The sequence below is a fragment of the Noviherbaspirillum phoenicis genome (genome assembly GCF_047237965.1).
In the GTDB taxonomy this organism is placed as follows: domain Bacteria; phylum Pseudomonadota; class Gammaproteobacteria; order Burkholderiales; family Burkholderiaceae_D; genus Noviherbaspirillum_A.
This window is the reverse complement of the sequence record NZ_JBDFLX010000001.1, coordinates 3621086-3635719: the sequence shown is the minus strand read 5'-3', so window position 1 is coordinate 3635719 and position 14634 is coordinate 3621086. Positions and strand designations below refer to the sequence as shown.

At 59.4% G+C, this 14634-nt stretch carries 14 protein-coding genes; 6 read left to right on the top strand and 8 right to left on the bottom strand.

Going from position 1 to position 14634, the window contains the following annotated elements:
* The first annotated feature begins 74 nt into the window (after positions 1 to 74).
* The 3 genes from hpf to ABC383_RS16275 all read left to right on the top strand — a co-directional run bounded on the left by hpf (position 75) and on the right by ABC383_RS16275 (position 2123).
* Complete coding sequence (hpf, locus tag ABC383_RS16285) at positions 75 to 443, top strand: ribosome hibernation-promoting factor, HPF/YfiA family (RefSeq protein WP_413015096.1); 369 nt, start codon at positions 75 to 77, stop codon at positions 441 to 443.
* Between the two features lie 147 nt (positions 444 to 590).
* Positions 591 to 824 carry a hypothetical protein gene (locus ABC383_RS16280; protein ID WP_413015095.1) on the top strand — a complete coding sequence of 78 codons (234 nt, stop codon included), beginning with the start codon at positions 591 to 593 and terminating at the stop codon, positions 822 to 824.
* A gap of 198 nt (positions 825 to 1022) precedes the next feature.
* The gene (locus ABC383_RS16275) at positions 1023 to 2123 is read left to right on the top strand and encodes an enoyl-CoA hydratase/isomerase family protein (protein ID WP_413015094.1); all 1101 of its coding nucleotides are present in this window, start codon (positions 1023 to 1025) and stop codon (positions 2121 to 2123) included.
* 38 nt (positions 2124 to 2161) lie between these two features.
* On the opposite strand, the gene ABC383_RS16270 is transcribed toward ABC383_RS16275, so the two are convergent.
* The 7 genes from ABC383_RS16270 to ABC383_RS16240 all read right to left on the bottom strand — a co-directional run bounded on the left by ABC383_RS16270 (position 2162) and on the right by ABC383_RS16240 (position 10032).
* Positions 2162 to 3319 carry a deoxyguanosinetriphosphate triphosphohydrolase gene (locus ABC383_RS16270; RefSeq protein WP_413015092.1) on the bottom strand — a complete coding sequence of 386 codons (1158 nt, stop codon included), beginning with the start codon at positions 3317 to 3319 and terminating at the stop codon, positions 2162 to 2164.
* A 2-nt stretch (positions 3320 to 3321) separates the two neighbouring features.
* Positions 3322 to 4959 (bottom strand): bifunctional shikimate kinase/3-dehydroquinate synthase AroKB, encoded by a 1638-nt coding sequence (gene aroKB / locus ABC383_RS16265; protein ID WP_413016391.1) that lies wholly within the window; start codon positions 4957 to 4959, stop codon positions 3322 to 3324.
* Between the two features lie 96 nt (positions 4960 to 5055).
* Entirely contained in the window at positions 5056 to 7143 is a 2088-nt protein-coding gene (locus tag ABC383_RS16260; RefSeq protein WP_413015090.1) for a type IV pilus secretin PilQ, read from the bottom strand.
* Complete coding sequence (locus ABC383_RS16255; RefSeq protein WP_413015089.1) at positions 7140 to 7676, bottom strand: pilus assembly protein PilP; 537 nt, start codon at positions 7674 to 7676, stop codon at positions 7140 to 7142. The genes ABC383_RS16260 and ABC383_RS16255 overlap by 4 nt, the downstream gene beginning before the upstream one ends.
* Complete coding sequence (locus tag ABC383_RS16250; protein WP_413015088.1) at positions 7673 to 8329, bottom strand: type IV pilus inner membrane component PilO; 657 nt, start codon at positions 8327 to 8329, stop codon at positions 7673 to 7675. Before ABC383_RS16250 ends, ABC383_RS16255 begins: the two co-directional genes overlap by 4 nt.
* 15 nt (positions 8330 to 8344) lie before the next feature.
* Entirely contained in the window at positions 8345 to 8959 is a 615-nt protein-coding gene (locus ABC383_RS16245) for a PilN domain-containing protein (RefSeq protein WP_413015087.1), read from the bottom strand.
* Positions 8959 to 10032 carry a pilus assembly protein PilM gene (locus ABC383_RS16240; RefSeq protein ID WP_413015086.1) on the bottom strand — a complete coding sequence of 358 codons (1074 nt, stop codon included), beginning with the start codon at positions 10030 to 10032 and terminating at the stop codon, positions 8959 to 8961. Before ABC383_RS16240 ends, ABC383_RS16245 begins: the two co-directional genes overlap by 1 nt.
* A gap of 336 nt (positions 10033 to 10368) precedes the next feature.
* On the opposite strand from ABC383_RS16240, the gene ABC383_RS16235 reads away from it, so the two are divergent.
* The gene (locus ABC383_RS16235; protein ID WP_413015085.1) at positions 10369 to 12732 is read left to right on the top strand and encodes a penicillin-binding protein 1A; all 2364 of its coding nucleotides are present in this window, start codon (positions 10369 to 10371) and stop codon (positions 12730 to 12732) included.
* A 6-nt stretch (positions 12733 to 12738) separates the two neighbouring features.
* On the opposite strand, the gene cyaY is transcribed toward ABC383_RS16235, so the two are convergent.
* Positions 12739 to 13077, bottom strand: coding sequence for an iron donor protein CyaY (gene cyaY, locus ABC383_RS16230; protein WP_413015084.1), 339 nt, complete (start codon positions 13075 to 13077; stop codon positions 12739 to 12741).
* Between the two features lie 39 nt (positions 13078 to 13116).
* Between cyaY and lptM the strand changes: the two genes are divergently transcribed.
* Positions 13117 to 13299 carry an LPS translocon maturation chaperone LptM gene (lptM, locus tag ABC383_RS16225; RefSeq protein ID WP_413015083.1) on the top strand — a complete coding sequence of 61 codons (183 nt, stop codon included), beginning with the start codon at positions 13117 to 13119 and terminating at the stop codon, positions 13297 to 13299.
* Positions 13300 to 13311: 12 nt separating this feature from the next.
* The gene (gene lysA / locus ABC383_RS16220; protein WP_413015082.1) at positions 13312 to 14595 is read left to right on the top strand and encodes a diaminopimelate decarboxylase; all 1284 of its coding nucleotides are present in this window, start codon (positions 13312 to 13314) and stop codon (positions 14593 to 14595) included.
* The last annotated feature ends 39 nt before the right edge of the window (positions 14596 to 14634 follow it).

Here is a 14634-nt window from a genome sequence, read left to right as displayed (position 1 = left end):
TCTTTGCAGCATGTAACTCGCTGACATGTTTCATCCTCAGTGAAACCTCTGCCGGCCTTTCACAGGAGCGTAGTATGAATCTCACCATCAGTGGACATCATCTCGAAGTGACTCCCGCAATTCGTGAATACGTGCAAGGCAAGCTTGAGCGGATCAAGCGCCATTTCGATCATGTCATTGATATAGCGGTCATCCTGGCCGTTGATAACCTCCCTGAGAAAGAAAGGCGCCAGCGCGCCGAAATCACCCTGAGGCTACGGGGCAAGGATGTGCATGTGGCCAGCATCGCACAGGACCTGTACGCCGCCATCGACACGCTGATCGACAAGCTTGATCGGCAGGTCCTGAAATACAAGACTAAGATCCAGGACCATCAGCATGCCGGCATCAAGCGCATGATCGGGGAAGATGACGATGGCGCCGCGGCGGCGCCGACCGCCTGAATCTTACGATTCTTCCCGTAAACGCGTGACCGCAGGGTGCCCAAGGCACCCTGCATAAAAAACCACAGTTCAAAAATACTGTTTATTCATACAGTACTTATGATACATTAACGCCATGTTCAACGTTTCTGCTTTGGAGAAGACGTCATGGCGCAATTCAATACCACCGCAAGCAACCCCCTCTATCTCGACCAGGCACCAGCCGGTTTCATGCTGCGCGTAGGTCGCCGCGAAATGCAGATCCGCCGCGAAGTGCGGAAAAACCAGTACAGCGTCAATCCCATCATCGATTGCCGTCCTGGCGACGATCCTGGCCACCTGCAGATGCTGTTGTTCAATCGCTGGACCGTGGTACTGGCCAAGGCAAACGCAGCACATTAATTCCCGGCAGGCTGGTGCGCTCATGCTTGCAGCCCGGTCTATACAAAGCTGCGTTTCTTGAATGTTGCTAAACTGTGCACTTTCATTAACGCGCCTGACAACGACGCTCATCCGGACCAATAGCAGGTACTTGCACAGGTAATCAAGCCTCAAGAACGATGAAGGCATCTTTTGTCAGGCGCTCCTGATCAGCCCAACATGAGCGCACACCTTACAGGCACCATAACAAACCATATCGGATTCATTACCCTTGATCGGGCCAAGGCATTGAATGCCTTGTCGCTGGACATGATAAGAGCGCTGACTGCGCTCCTGCGCGAATGGCAAGCCAATGATGATGTATTCGCAGTCGTCATACGATCAAGCAGCCAGCGCGCTTTCTGTGCGGGTGGCGACATCCGCTTTTTCTACGATGTCGGCACTGCGGGTCCGGCCGGTGGCAGCGCCTTGCTGGAAGACTTCTTCACTGAAGAGTACGCACTGAATCATCTGATTCACCATTACAGCAAGCCTTACATCGCCCTGATGGACGGCATCGTCATGGGCGGCGGCATGGGAATCTCGCAGGGTAGCGCGCATAGCCAGTTGCGCATCGTGACCGACAAGACTGCGATGGCGATGCCTGAGGTGCATATCGGTCTTTTCCCGGATGTAGGCGGCGGCTATTTCCTTTCCCGTCTGCCTGGCGAACTGGGCGTGTGGCTGGGACTGACGGGACAGACCATTGCCGCCGCCGATGCACTCTACGCCGGACTGGCCGATGTTTTCGTTCCTTCCTCCGTACTGCCCGAGCTGCTGTCCATGCTCGAAACAGAGCCGATGGCAACCGGCAAGCAAATCACTGAAAAGATACGCCGCTTCGCAGCGCCCTATCTTTCGGAAGCCGATCCCGGAAACAGCATGCTGGCCCGGCAGCGTGCGGAAATCGATCGCCATTTTGCGCATGACAGCGTCGCCGCCATCGTGGATTCGCTTGCCAGTGACAGCAGTGACTTCGCAGACAAGTCACTCAATGCCATGCGCCGCGGCTCTCCCCTGCTGTTGTGCGTGACCCTGGAACAGCTGCGGCGTGGCGCCACGCTGTCAGTGGCCGATTGCCTTCGCATGGAACGCGTGATGATCCGACGCTCATTTGAAGGCACCGAAGTGCTGGAAGGCATACGGGCACGCGTGATTGAAAAAGACAATGCACCGCGCTGGTCACCTGCCGATCTGTCAGAAGTGCGGCCTGAACAGGTCAGCGGCTATTTCATCGACGTCTGGCCTGATTACGCCCATCCACTACGCGACTTGGCCTGATCGCATTGCTGTTTGCCGTGCCATCGGGCACGGCAGCTTCAGGTTTCCTCGATCGCAAACAGGCGCCGGTGCTCCCGCATCGCGTAACGGTCCGTCATGCCCGCAATGTAGTCCGAGACGCTGCGCGCCTGCACTGCGGTGTGCTGTGTGTCATCGATGCCGGCATCGCGCGCAGTCTGGTAGGAAGGCGGCAGGAGCGCTGGCTCTTCCATGAAGATATGGAATAGCTCCGTCACGACACGACGTGCCTTGCTGGTCATCCGATTGACTTGGTAGTGCTGATACAGGTTCTTGCGCAGGAAGCGCTTGAGCAGCAACGCTTCGCTGCGCATGCTCTCAGAGAAAGCAATCAGCGGGCCGGCAATGCGCACTTCTTCAACGGTTTGCACGCCGCTTGCGCGTATGCGTTCTCTGGACGTGTCGATCAGATCGATGATCAATGCATTGATCATCCGGCGCACCGTTTCATTGATGGCCCGGCGCCCACCGATTCCTGGAAACGCCGCTTCCGCCTCGCGCTTGTGACGAGCGAAGAAATCGATGGTTTCCAGCTGCTCGACAGTCAGCAGCCCCGAGCGCAGGCCGTCATCGATATCATGGTTGTTGTAGGCAATTTCGTCGGCCAGGTTGGCCAACTGCGCTTCCAGCGTTGGCTGCTTCTTTTCCAGAAACCGCTTTCCGATGTCGCCTAGCTCCGCGGCATGGGCAGCCGTGCAATGCTTCAGGATCCCCTCGCGTGTTTCAAACATGAGGTTGAGCCCGTCGAAACCGCCATAACGCTGTTCGAGCATATCCACCACCCGCAGGCTCTGCAGATTGTGTTCGAATCCGCCGTACTCCTTCATGCAGACATGCAGCGCATCCTGGCCGGCGTGGCCGAACGGCGTATGGCCAAGGTCGTGCGCCAGGGAGATCGCTTCCACCAGGTCTTCATTGAGGCCCAGGTTGCGCGCAATCGAGCGGGCAATCTGGGCGACTTCGATACTATGCGTCAGCCGGGTCCGGAACAGGTCACCCTCATGGTTGACGAATACCTGGGTCTTGTATTCCAGCCGGCGAAAAGCGCCGCAATGCACGATGCGATCGCGGTCGCGCTGGAACTCCGTGCGGGATGTGCTTGCGGGCTCGGCATACCGCCGCCCCCTGGAATGCGATGATGTCGCAGCGTACGGGGCGAGGTAGGCTTCAAAGTCCATGATCAGCTTCTGGTACAGGCTTTCAGGGTTTCAAGCAGCACGTCTTGCGGAACAGTCGTAATGATGGGCTTGCCCAGCGGCTTGAGCAGAATGAAGCGAATCTGCCCGCCTTCGTTTTTCTTGTCGACTTGCATCAGTTCGAGCCAGCGCTCCGCGCCCAAGTCAGGCGCGACGTCAGGCAAGCCTGCCGCCCGCACCAGTGCTGCAATCCGGTTCCGCTCGCTGGCATCGATATAGCCCAGCCGATGAGACAGGTCTGCCGCCATCACCATGCCGCAACCCACGGCTTCGCCATGGAGCCATTCACCGTAGCCCATGCCGGATTCGATCGCATGGCCGAAGGTATGTCCGAAATTAAGGATGGCGCGCAAGCCTCCCTCGCGCTCGTCCTGACGCACGACGTCCGCCTTGATTTCACATGACCGCTTGATTGCATAGGCCAGCGCAGCAGGATCACGCGCCAGCAGTTCGTCGATATGCGCTTCGATCCAGTCAAAAAATGCCGCATCGATGATTGCGCCGTGCTTGATCACTTCGGCAAGGCCGGCGGACAGTTCCCTGGCGGGCAGGGTATTGAGCGTGGAGGTGTCGGCGATGACGGCCTGGGGCTGGTAGAACGCGCCTATCATGTTCTTGCCCAGCGGATGGTTTATGCCTGTCTTGCCGCCAACAGATGAATCCACCTGAGCAAGCAGTGTGGTCGGCACCTGCACGAAGGGCACGCCACGCATGTAGGTTGCCGCTGCAAAGCCTGCCATGTCACCGATGACGCCACCGCCCAGGGCAATGATGGTGGTCTTGCGGTCGCACTGGTCGGCCAGCAATCCATCATAGATGCGCTGCAGGTTTTCCCAATTTTTGTGCTCTTCGCCGTCCGGCAGAATAATGCGTGTTAGCTGCTTGCCAGCGGCAAGCAGGGACTGTTCGACGACTTCAAGGTAAATTGGAGCAACGATCGTATTGGTCACGACTGCAGCGCGCTTCCCAGCAACGGCATCCGCGACGCCATTGCTCCGGGCCAGCAGGGACTGGCCGATGACGATCGGGTAACTACGCTCGCCGAGGTCGACATTGAGGGAGACGCTTTCGGCAGCAGAGACAGCTTGGTTCATGGTATCGGTACAGGACACAGGCACAGCGGCAGGCTCGCGTGTTGCTGCAAGACTATCCAGTTGCGCCACAATGGATTGAACCAAGTATTGTACGTTAGGGCGCCCGGTCTCGATCACGATGTCCGCCACTTCCCTGTAATAGGGCTCTCGCTGAATGGTCAGTTCTTCCAGCCGGCGACGCGGGTCGGCTGTTTGCAGTAAGGGGCGATTCTTGTCGTGCCCGGTGCGTTGCAGGATGCTGCTGACACCGGCACGCAGATAGATCACCAGTCCACGCGACTTCAGATATTCACGACTTTGCGGATTGAGAATGCTGCCGCCGCCGGTGGCCAGCACGATGCCGTCACAGGCAGTCAGGTCGCGGATCATGTCCGCTTCCCGCTGCCGGAATGAGGCTTCGCCTTCGATTTCGAAGATCAGGGGAATCGACGCGCCGGTACGCGCTTCAATTTCGTGGTCGGAATCAAAGAAGCGTTTATTGAGTTTTTTTGCGAGCGCGCGACCGACTGTCGTCTTGCCGGAACCCATCAGTCCTACCAGAAAGATGTTGCCCGTTCCCTCTTTCGGGATTACCACGGGCTTCGTGCAGTGCTGGACACTGCCTTCAGGAAATTCAATTCTCTTTTACCTCACGGCCAGTTTATCGCTGAGAACCTTGGGCGTCAGAAAGATCAGCAATTCAGTCTTGTCGGCCTTGCGTGCTGTTTGCCTGAACAGGTTCCCCATGACCGGTATGTCACCAAGCACCGGTACTTTGTTGATTGTATCGCGATCTTCCTGGATATAAATACCGCCGATCACCACGGTGCCGCCGTTTTCAATCAAAACCTGGGTCTTGACATGCTTGGTATCGATTGCCAGTCCGTTGGTGGTTTGCTGGCCGACGCTGTCCTTGTTGACGTCGACATCGAGAATCACATTGCCGTCAGGCGTGATTTGCGGAATGACTTCGAGTTTCAGATTTGCCTTCCGGAACGACAAGGCAGTGGCGCCGCTGCTGGTTGCGGTCTGATAAGGCAGCTCGGTGCCCTGTTCGATGGTGGCCTTGAGCTGGTCGGCGGTAATCACGCGCGGACTGGACAGCACCTTGCCTTTGCCATCCGACTCGAGCGCGGACAGTTCCAGGCTGATGAAGCGTGTCGCCGCCGAATTGAACAGCGTCAGCGCGACGGAGCCTGCCGTAGCGCCATTGATTGCGGCCGCTGGCAGATTGACGGAATTTCCCTGTATGGGCGTAGGCACATTGGTCGTCAGTCCTTGCTGGCCGCCGATGTTGGCATTGTTGTTCTGCACGCCAAAGCCGAGCTTTGCACCGAGATTGCGGCTGAAAGTGTCGTTCGCTTCGACGATCCGCGCTTCGATCAGCACCTGCCGGCTTGCAATGTCGGTCTTCTGCACCAGCTTGCGGATTTCTTCGACCTTGGAACCGATGTCGGTGACGAAAAGCTGGTTGGTCCTCGGATCGATCACGGCGCTGCCGCGCTTGGACAGGATGGTCCGGCCACTGCCTCCGGCATTGTCCAGGATGCCCTTGAATGATTCGGCTTTCTGGTAATTGAGCTGGAATGTCTCGGTGCGCAGCGGTTCGAGTTCCGCGATCTGCGACCGTTGCTCCAGTTCCAGCTTTTCCTTGGTCAGCAGTTCGTCTTTCGGGGCTATCCACAGCACATTGCCGTTCTTACGCATGTCCAGGCCCTTGGCCTGCATCACGATGTCCAGCGCCTGGTCCCACGGCACGTCTTTCAAGCGCAAGGTCAGGTTGCCGGCGACGGTGTCGCTGGTAATGATGTTGAGCCCCGTGAAATCGGCAATCACCTGCAGCACCGCACGCACTTCCACGTTCTGGAAATTGAGCGACAGCTTCTCGCCGCGATATCCCTGGTTACCCTGGCTAAGCTTGTTCGCTTCTTCCTTCAACGGACGCACCTCGACGACCAGTTGCGAGTCGCTCTGATAGGCGCTGTGTTCCCACAGGCCCTTGGGCTCGATCACCATCCGGACATTTTCACCCTGCGCTGTCGCCGTCACGGTTTGCACTGGCGTGCCGAAGTCGCCGACATCCATGCGACGCCGCAAGACCTCGGGCAAACTGGCCTTCATCAGATCGACCACGATTTTCTGACCTTGTTGCCGCACGTCGACGCCGACTTGGCTGGCAGGCAGATCGATCACGACCCGGCCTTCGCCCGCCACGCCACGACGAAAATCGATGTCGCGTATTGCTGGCTTGCCTGCGATGGCAGCCCCAGGTGCCGGCGCCGGCACTGCCTGCACCACCGGCACGCCAGCGGCATTGACTGCGCGCGCAACGCCGCCCGAGCCATCGATGGTGACCGTGACGATATTGCCATCAACCGCCGTTGCGTAATTCAGCGGGCGATTCAGGTTGAAGACCAGCCTCGAACGCTCGCCCGCCTGAACGATATTGACGCTGCGCACATCGCCAACGCCGATTTCCTGCATGGGCGTCTTGATGGCGCTGTTAGTCCCGGCGAAATCCAGTGCGATGCGGGCTGGACTCGTGATCGAAAATCCGATGGGCGGCTTCTGTACCGGATTCTTCATGGCGACCTTGACGATCACATTCGAACCCTGCTGATTGGCGGCGATGGACTCGATGGTATTTTCCTGCGCATGGCTGATGCCGAAAGCGCCGGCAATGCAGACTGCGACAGAGCCACGGACAAGGGCACGATAGTTTTGATTGATCATTTTTTGTTCTCCTGCAGCTCCAGCTTGGCTGTGCGCTCGACCCATTCGCCGGACGCATCCTGTACGACTTCCTTCAGTTCCACTTCGCTGTCGGTAATTTTGGTGATCTGGCCCATGTTCTGACCGATGTAATTGCCAACCCTGGCCTGAAATACGGTGCGGTCTGCCTGTACCAGCACAAAACTTGCCCCTTGTTTCTGCAGCGTGCCCACCATTTTCAGGTTATCCAGCGGGTAGGACTCCAGCGCTTCGCGCCGGCGGTCAAGATTGGGCTTGAAAGCGCCACCAGTCCCCGCTACCGGCGCCGCATTGATGAACTTGGCCGGGCTGTAGGGATCGGTCGCACTTCTGCCGGCATAGGTGAAGGGAATGAATTTCTTGGGCTCGGCCAGCTTTGGCACCACCACCCGGGCCTGCCGGCGGGTTTCATCCATCCATTGCCTGACTTCGGCAATGCCGCCGTCGCCGCATGCGGCCAGCATGGAAGGCAACAGGCAGCAGCAAAGCGCTCGCCCGATCCGCAGTAGCGTCATTTCTTCGCTCCCTTCTTGGCGTCCGCTTCGGCCTTGCGTTGCGCAGCCACTTCTTCCTTGTCCAGATAGCGGAATGTCTTGGCCACCGCTTCCATGCTCAACATGTTGTTGTCCTTACCCGTGGCTAGGCTCAGATTATTCAGGGTGACGATGCGTGGCAGGTTGGCAATGTCGCTGGTGAAGGCGGCGACATCGTGATAGTTGCCGGTGATCTTGATATCGATCGGCAGTTCGGCGTAGTAGTCCTTCACCACGACTTGCCCGGGCTTGAACAATTCAAACTGCAGGCCACGTCCCAGGCCTGCCTGATTGATGTCCGACAGCAGCGCGTCCATTTCCGCCTTGCTGGGCAACTGCTTTTCCAGGGTGGCGACATATTCGCCGACCTGTTCCTTCTGCTTTCTCAGCGCATCGAGATTGACCGCCTGCTGCACCTTGCTCTTGTAGGCCTCGCGCAGTTCCTGTTCCCGCCGCTCGCCCTGGCTCAGGTCTTCAAGCTGCGCATCCCAGTAGAAGAACCAGCCCAGCGCCAGCACCGCCGTCAGCACGCCCACGCCGCACAGCGCGCGCGGCAGCAGGGGCCATTGCCCAGGGTGGCGCCCGTTCAGATTCTGGAACTGAGCGGCGATGTCGAAGCGTTTCATAGTTGCCATCTGGTGTCCCTGGCTTTACGGGCGATTGGAAGCAACGGATACCGGCACAATTGCCGGCGTGGCTTCCGTCCTGGGCGAGCGCTTGATCGCCACGTTCACGGTAAATTCAAATACCCGGCGCAGGTCCTTGCCCTGCCCTGTCGTCGCGGCACGGATTTCCACCAGCTCGGGCTGCTCCAGCCAGGGCGACACATTGCCCAGGTTGCGCAACAGCGTGGAAACATGCTCGTTCGACTGCGCATGGCCATTGAGCGTGACCTTTTGTCCGGCCTGCTTGAATGCGCGCAGGTAGATTCCATCCGGCACCTGCTTGACCAGTTCGTCCATCAGATACACGGGCTGGTTGCGGTCGCTCTGCAAGTCTTCCACCGCCTGCTGGCGCGCCTTCAGGGCCGCGATTTCCTGCTTCAGGGTGGCGATTTCCCTGATCTGCACATCAAGCTTGGTGTTTTCCGCCTGGATGAATTCATTGCGCTCGTTCTGCACTGCGATGCGCGACGAGATCACGCCGCCAACGACGATCACCAGCAGGCCGCCGGCAAACATCGCCGCGACCAGCATGGCGACGAAGGCGGTCTTGCGCTCCTTGCGCCGGGCTTCCCTGTGGGGAAGAAGGTTGATTCTGACCATCAGTCAAACCTCCGCATGGCCAGTCCGCAGGCAACGAGATATGCCGGCGCTTCGGCGCGCAATTGTTTTTCACGAATCGACGTACCCAGCTGCATGCCCTGGAAGGGGCTGACGACAGCCGTGGACACCTTGGTGCGGCTGGCGACGATGTCGACCAGTCCGGGAATGCTTGCACAGCCGCCAGCCAGGTAAATCTGGTCGACGCGGGTATAGGGAGTGGAGGTATAGAAGAACTGGATGGCCCGGGTAACCTCGACCGCGGCGCTTTCCAGAAACGGCTCCAGCAGTTCGCGCTCGTAGCCTTCCGGCAGTTCGCCGGAACGCTTGCTGTGTTCCGCCTGCTCCGGGGTCATGCCGTAAGCGCGGGCGATTTCCTGAGTCAGTTGATTGCCGCCGAACGGTTGCTCCCGTTCATACAGCGGCTGGCCGTCCAGCAGCACCGAAATATGGGTGACCTGCGCGCCGATCTGGAACAGCGCAACGATCTGTCCCTGTCCTCCCTGGGGCAACTGGCGCATGACGCGTTCCAGTGCCGCTCGCGCTGCATAGGACTCGATATCCATGATCCTGGGCTTGAGGCCGGCAGCCTCGGCGACCGCCACACGGTCCTCGACCTTTTCCTTGCGGGACGCAGCCAGCAGCACTTCGACATCTTCCAGGGAGTTGGGCAGCGGGCCGATCACATCGAAATCGAGACTGACTTCTTCGAGCGCAAACGGAATGTACTGGCTGGCTTCGTTTTCCACCTGGAGTTCGAGTTCGTCTTCCGATAAACCGCCCGGGAGCACGATTTTCTTGGTGATGACGGCTGCCGGCGGCATGCCCAGCACGGCAAGCTTGGCGCGCGTGCCGCTTTTTGCCCAAACCTGCCTGACGGCTTCCGATACCTGCTCGATGTTGTCAATATTGCCGTCAACGACTGCACCGCGCGGCAACGGCTCGCTGGCATAGCGCTCCAGCCGCAGCACCCCTTTGCCGGCATCCGACAACTCCACCAGCTTGATGCTGGACGAACTGATATCTAGTCCGATCAGGGGAGCGTTTTTCTTTTGCAATAAGGAGGTAAGGTCCATGGCCAAGAGCGTTTCTTTCCGAAAATTTTCCTGAGCGAACGCGAAATTTGTGCGCCTGTCTAATATTTGTTACACCGGCGGACATGTCAAAAAATCCTTTAAATACCGGTATTTAGCGCATTTAAAGAGTGTCGGCAGATCGTAGCAACAAGAATCTCTGGATGTAAAGCAATTTCCGTAGGGTAACACTATTTGCCGTTGCCAAAACCCCACGCCAGGCTTGGGTATTGCCCGGGATAGCGATTTGCCGGCCCCGGTAGCTCCGGGAAGCAGGCTGCCGTTATAATGAGCACTTGCTGTTTCTCTCCGCCCCCTTCTTTTCTTCCCTCCCCCCGCATGAACCATCCCAACACTTCCGGCTCCCCTTCCCGCAAGGCTCCGCCACCCAAGCCACGCATGAATCTGTTTGCGCGCCTTGCCTTGGGCACCATGGGGTTGCTCGCAGGCCTAGCTGTTATCGGCGTTTTATTGCTGGGCTTTATGCTCGCGATGGCGTATCCGAATCTGCCCGAACTCAATACGCTCACTGATTACCGTCCCAAGATCCCGCTGCGCATCTTCACCGCCGATAACGTGATGATTGGCGAGTTCGGCGAGGAACGGCGCAATGTCGTTCGCTTCAAGGAAATCCCGGATGTGATGAAGCAGGCGGTGCTGGCGATCGAGGACGACCGTTTCTATGAGCACGGCGGCGTTGATTACGTGGGTATCCTGCGCGCGGCGATACACAACCTGTCCGGCGGCGCACGCCAGGGCGCGTCCACCATCACCCAACAGGTGGCACGCAACTTCTTCCTGTCGAGCGAGCAGACCCTCAAGCGCAAGCTGTATGAAGTTCTGTTGGCATGGAAGATCGAGCAGAACCTCAGCAAGGACCAGATCCTCGAGGTTTACATGAACCAGATCTACCTGGGACAGCGCGCTTATGGCTTCGCTTCCGCCGCCCAGGTCTATTTCGGCAAGAAGCTGTCGGACATCACCCTGGCCGAGGCGGCAATGCTGGCCGGCCTGCCCAAGGCGCCGTCGGCCAACAACCCTGTCGTCAATCCGAAGCGGGCCAAGGCGCGTCAGCAATACATCCTGCAGCGCATGCATGACCTGGGTTATGTCAGCGATGAAGCCTATGCAGCGGCGAAATCGGAAGAGCTGCGGATCAAGTCGGAAACCACCGAATTTGGCATTCATGCCGAGTACGTCGCCGAAATGACGCGCCAGATGGTCTATGAGCAGTTTCGCGATGAAACCTATACCCGTGGCCTGAATGTATTCACCACCATCACCAAGGCCGACCAGGATGCCGCCTACATCGCGCTGCGGCGCGGCGTGATGGACTACGAGAAGCGCCATGGCTATCGCGGCCCGGAAGGTTACATGGACATCCCCGCAGCGCGTGAGGAAGCCGAAGACGCGATCGAGACCGAGCTGGCGGATCACCCGGACAGCGACGACCTGATCGCGGCAGTGGTGCTCGATGCCAATCCTAAGACTCTGCGCGCGGTGCTGGCCAATGGCGAGGAGATCACCATCACCGGGCCCGGCCTGGCGTTCGCCAGCAATCTGCTGAGCGACAAGGCGCCGCCCAACCGGCGCGTCAAGCGCGGTGCGATCATCCGCGTGATCCAGGAAGGCAAGGCCTGGAGCATCACCCAGATGCCCGAGGTGGAATCGGCTTTCGTATCGGCCAGCACGGAAGATGGCGCGATCCGCGCCCTGATCGGCGGCTTCGATTTCAGCCGCAACAAGTTCAATCATGTGACCCAGGCATGGCGCCAGCCCGGCTCGTCGTTCAAGCCCTTCATCTATTCGGCGTCACTGGAAAAGGGCCTGTCGCCAGCCACCATCATCAACGACTCGCCGCTCACCTTCGATGCCGGCCAGACCGGCGGCCAGGCATGGGAGCCGAAGAACTATGATGGCAAGTATGAAGGACCGATGACCATGCGCAAGGGCCTGACCAAGTCCAAGAACATGATCTCGATCCGCATCCTCAACCGCATCGGCGCCAAGTATGGGCAGGAATACGCGACCCGCTTCGGCTTTGACGCCGACAAGAACCCGGCCTACCTGACGCTGGCACTGGGCGCGGGCGCCGTCACGCCCTTGCAGATGGCTGGGGCCTATGCGGTCTTCGCCAATGGCGGCTACAAGGTCAATCCCTACCTGATTTCCCGCATCACCGACGCCTCCGGCAAGGTGGTGTCGGAAGTGCAGCCGGACCGCGCCGGCGTCGAAGCGAATCGGGTGATCGATGCGCGCAATGCCTACGTGATGGACAGCATGCTCAAAGACGTGGTGAAGCACGGCACCGCCACCAAGGCGCTGGTGCTGAAGCGGCCCGACATCGCGGGCAAGACCGGCACCACCAACGATTCCATCGATGCCTGGTTTGCAGGCTACCAGTCCAAGCTGGTGGGCATTTCATGGATAGGATTCGACCAGCCGCGCAACCTGGGCAACAAGGAAACCGGCGGCGGACTGGCGTTGCCGATCTGGATCAGCTATATGCAGAAGGCGCTCAAGAGCGTGCCGGTGGATGAGCGGACCATGCCGGACGGCCTGATCACCGCAGGCGGCGACTACTACTATGCCGAATATCCGCCCGGCACCGGCGTTGGCGCACTGGGCGTGGCCGGGCCAGGCACTGGCGCCGGCACCGAGCCTGAGAAGACTCGGGACGAAGTCAAGAACGAGCTGTTCTGAGCCGGCTCAGCCGGCATCCTTCAGCGTTACCGGGATGCCGGCCTGCTCGCTGGCCATGCGCGACAGCGCTTCATAGAATTCGGAGCCATCGCGGGTATTGATCCAGCGGTCGTCAACGCGACGGTAATGAAAGCCGCCGGAACGCGCCGCGATCCACATTTCCTTCATGGGCGCCTGGCTGTTGACGATGATCTTGGAGCCATTGTCGGCAAACTCGATTTGCAGCACATTGCCGCTGCGACTGCACTCGATGTCGACGTCGGTTTCCTCGGCGACCTGCTCGAATGCGCCTTCGATGTTGTCCAGCGTGGCCTCGGCCAGCGCCAGGAATTCTGAATCCGTCATGCTACACTCCGCTAAGTTTATTCACCCGTGATTCTAATCGTGAACTTCCCGTTCCACTTGCCTGGTTCCTGTGCCATTGCGCTGGCCGTGATGCTGGCTGGCTGCGGCCAGACCGGACCGCTGTACATGCCGGTCAAGCCGGCGCCGCGTCAGACGGGTCCGGCCAACACGGCGCCGACCCTGCCCGCCACCGCAACACCGCCCCAGCCCGTTACCCCCTGACTCCTGTTCACCATGCCGCATTTTTCCTATCGCGACGGCGAGTTCTGCGCCGAAGCCGTATCACTGAAAACCATCGCCCAGCGTTTTGGCACGCCGACCTATGTCTATTCCAAGGCCGCACTGATCGACAATTTTTCCGCCTATGCCCAGGCGTGCCGCCAGCATGCGCGCGGCGCCGATGCCGCTTTGGTCTGCTATTCGGTGAAGTCCAATTCCAATCTCGCGGTGCTCAGCCTGCTGGCATCGCAGGGCTCGGGTTTCGATATCGTGTCGGGCGGCGAACTGCTGCGGGTCATTGCCGCCGGCGGCGATCCGCGCAAGGTGATCTTTTCCGGCGTCGGCAAGTCGCGCGAGGAAATGCGCCTGGCGCTGGAGCATGACATCCTGTGCTTCAACGTCGAATCCATTCCTGAATTGCACCGCCTGAACGAAGTTGCGGCCGGAGTGGGCAAGAAAGCGCCGGTATCGCTGCGCGTCAATCCCAACGTCGATGCGAAGACCCATCCCTACATCTCGACCGGGCTGAAGGAAAACAAGTTTGGCGTGGCCTACGAGGATACGCTGTCGACCTATCAGGTCGCGGCCAGCCTGGAGAATCTGCACGTGGTCGGCATCGACTGCCATATCGGCTCGCAACTGCTGGATGATGCGCCGCTGCTGGAGGCGCTGGACAAAGTGATCGAACTGGTCGACCAGCTCGAAGCGCTGGGCATACCGCTGCACCACCTGGACATCGGCGGCGGCCTGGGCATTACCTATGATGAAGAGCAGCCTGTCGCGGTTGGCGATTACCTGGGCCGGCTATTCGCGCGCATCAATGCATGGCGCGACGGGAAGCATCAGGGCAAGCCCATCAAGGTGCTGTTCGAGCCGGGCCGCTCCATCGTTGGCAATGCCGGCGTGCTGGTGACCGAAGTCCAGTATCTCAAGCATGGCGCAAGCAAGAACTTCGCGATCGTCGATGCGGCAATGAACGACCTGATGCGTCCGGCGATGTATGAAGCCTGGCATGGCGTCAAACAGGTGACGCAGCGCGCAGAGGAAGCCAGGATCTATGACGTGGTGGGCCCGGTCTGCGAATCAGGTGACTGGCTGGCCCGTTCGCGCTCGCTAGCCATCGAAAGCGGCGACCTGCTGGCCATCATGTCGGCCGGCGCGTATGGCATGACGATGGCGTCGAACTACAACACCCGCGGACGCGCTGCCGAAGTCATGGTGGACGGCGACCAGCTGCACCTGGTGCGCAAGCGCGAGAATCCGGCCGATCTGTTCGCGCTGGAGTCCCTGCTGCCCTGAGCCTGCCATGCCCCTCGCGGCGCGCGGCTTGCCATGCAG

Excerpts from the sequence above, each read along its gene's own strand:
- hpf (WP_413015096.1), top strand. The coding sequence starts at position 75 with ATGAATCTCACCATCAGTGGACATCATCTCGAAGTGACTCCCGCAATT.
- ABC383_RS16280 (WP_413015095.1), top strand. The coding sequence starts at position 591 with ATGGCGCAATTCAATACCACCGCAAGCAACCCCCTCTATCTCGACCAG.
- ABC383_RS16275 (WP_413015094.1), top strand. The coding sequence starts at position 1,023 with ATGAGCGCACACCTTACAGGCACCATAACAAACCATATCGGATTCATT.
- ABC383_RS16270 (WP_413015092.1), bottom strand. The coding sequence starts at position 3,319 with ATGGACTTTGAAGCCTACCTCGCCCCGTACGCTGCGACATCATCGCAT.
- aroKB (WP_413016391.1), bottom strand. The coding sequence starts at position 4,959 with ATGGGTTCCGGCAAGACGACAGTCGGTCGCGCGCTCGCAAAAAAACTC.
- ABC383_RS16260 (WP_413015090.1), bottom strand. The coding sequence starts at position 7,143 with ATGATCAATCAAAACTATCGTGCCCTTGTCCGTGGCTCTGTCGCAGTC.
- ABC383_RS16255 (WP_413015089.1), bottom strand. The coding sequence starts at position 7,676 with ATGACGCTACTGCGGATCGGGCGAGCGCTTTGCTGCTGCCTGTTGCCT.
- ABC383_RS16250 (WP_413015088.1), bottom strand. The coding sequence starts at position 8,329 with ATGGCAACTATGAAACGCTTCGACATCGCCGCTCAGTTCCAGAATCTG.
- ABC383_RS16245 (WP_413015087.1), bottom strand. The coding sequence starts at position 8,959 with ATGGTCAGAATCAACCTTCTTCCCCACAGGGAAGCCCGGCGCAAGGAG.
- ABC383_RS16240 (WP_413015086.1), bottom strand. The coding sequence starts at position 10,032 with ATGGACCTTACCTCCTTATTGCAAAAGAAAAACGCTCCCCTGATCGGA.
- ABC383_RS16235 (WP_413015085.1), top strand. The coding sequence starts at position 10,369 with ATGAACCATCCCAACACTTCCGGCTCCCCTTCCCGCAAGGCTCCGCCA.
- cyaY (WP_413015084.1), bottom strand. The coding sequence starts at position 13,077 with ATGACGGATTCAGAATTCCTGGCGCTGGCCGAGGCCACGCTGGACAAC.
- lysA (WP_413015082.1), top strand. The coding sequence starts at position 13,312 with ATGCCGCATTTTTCCTATCGCGACGGCGAGTTCTGCGCCGAAGCCGTA.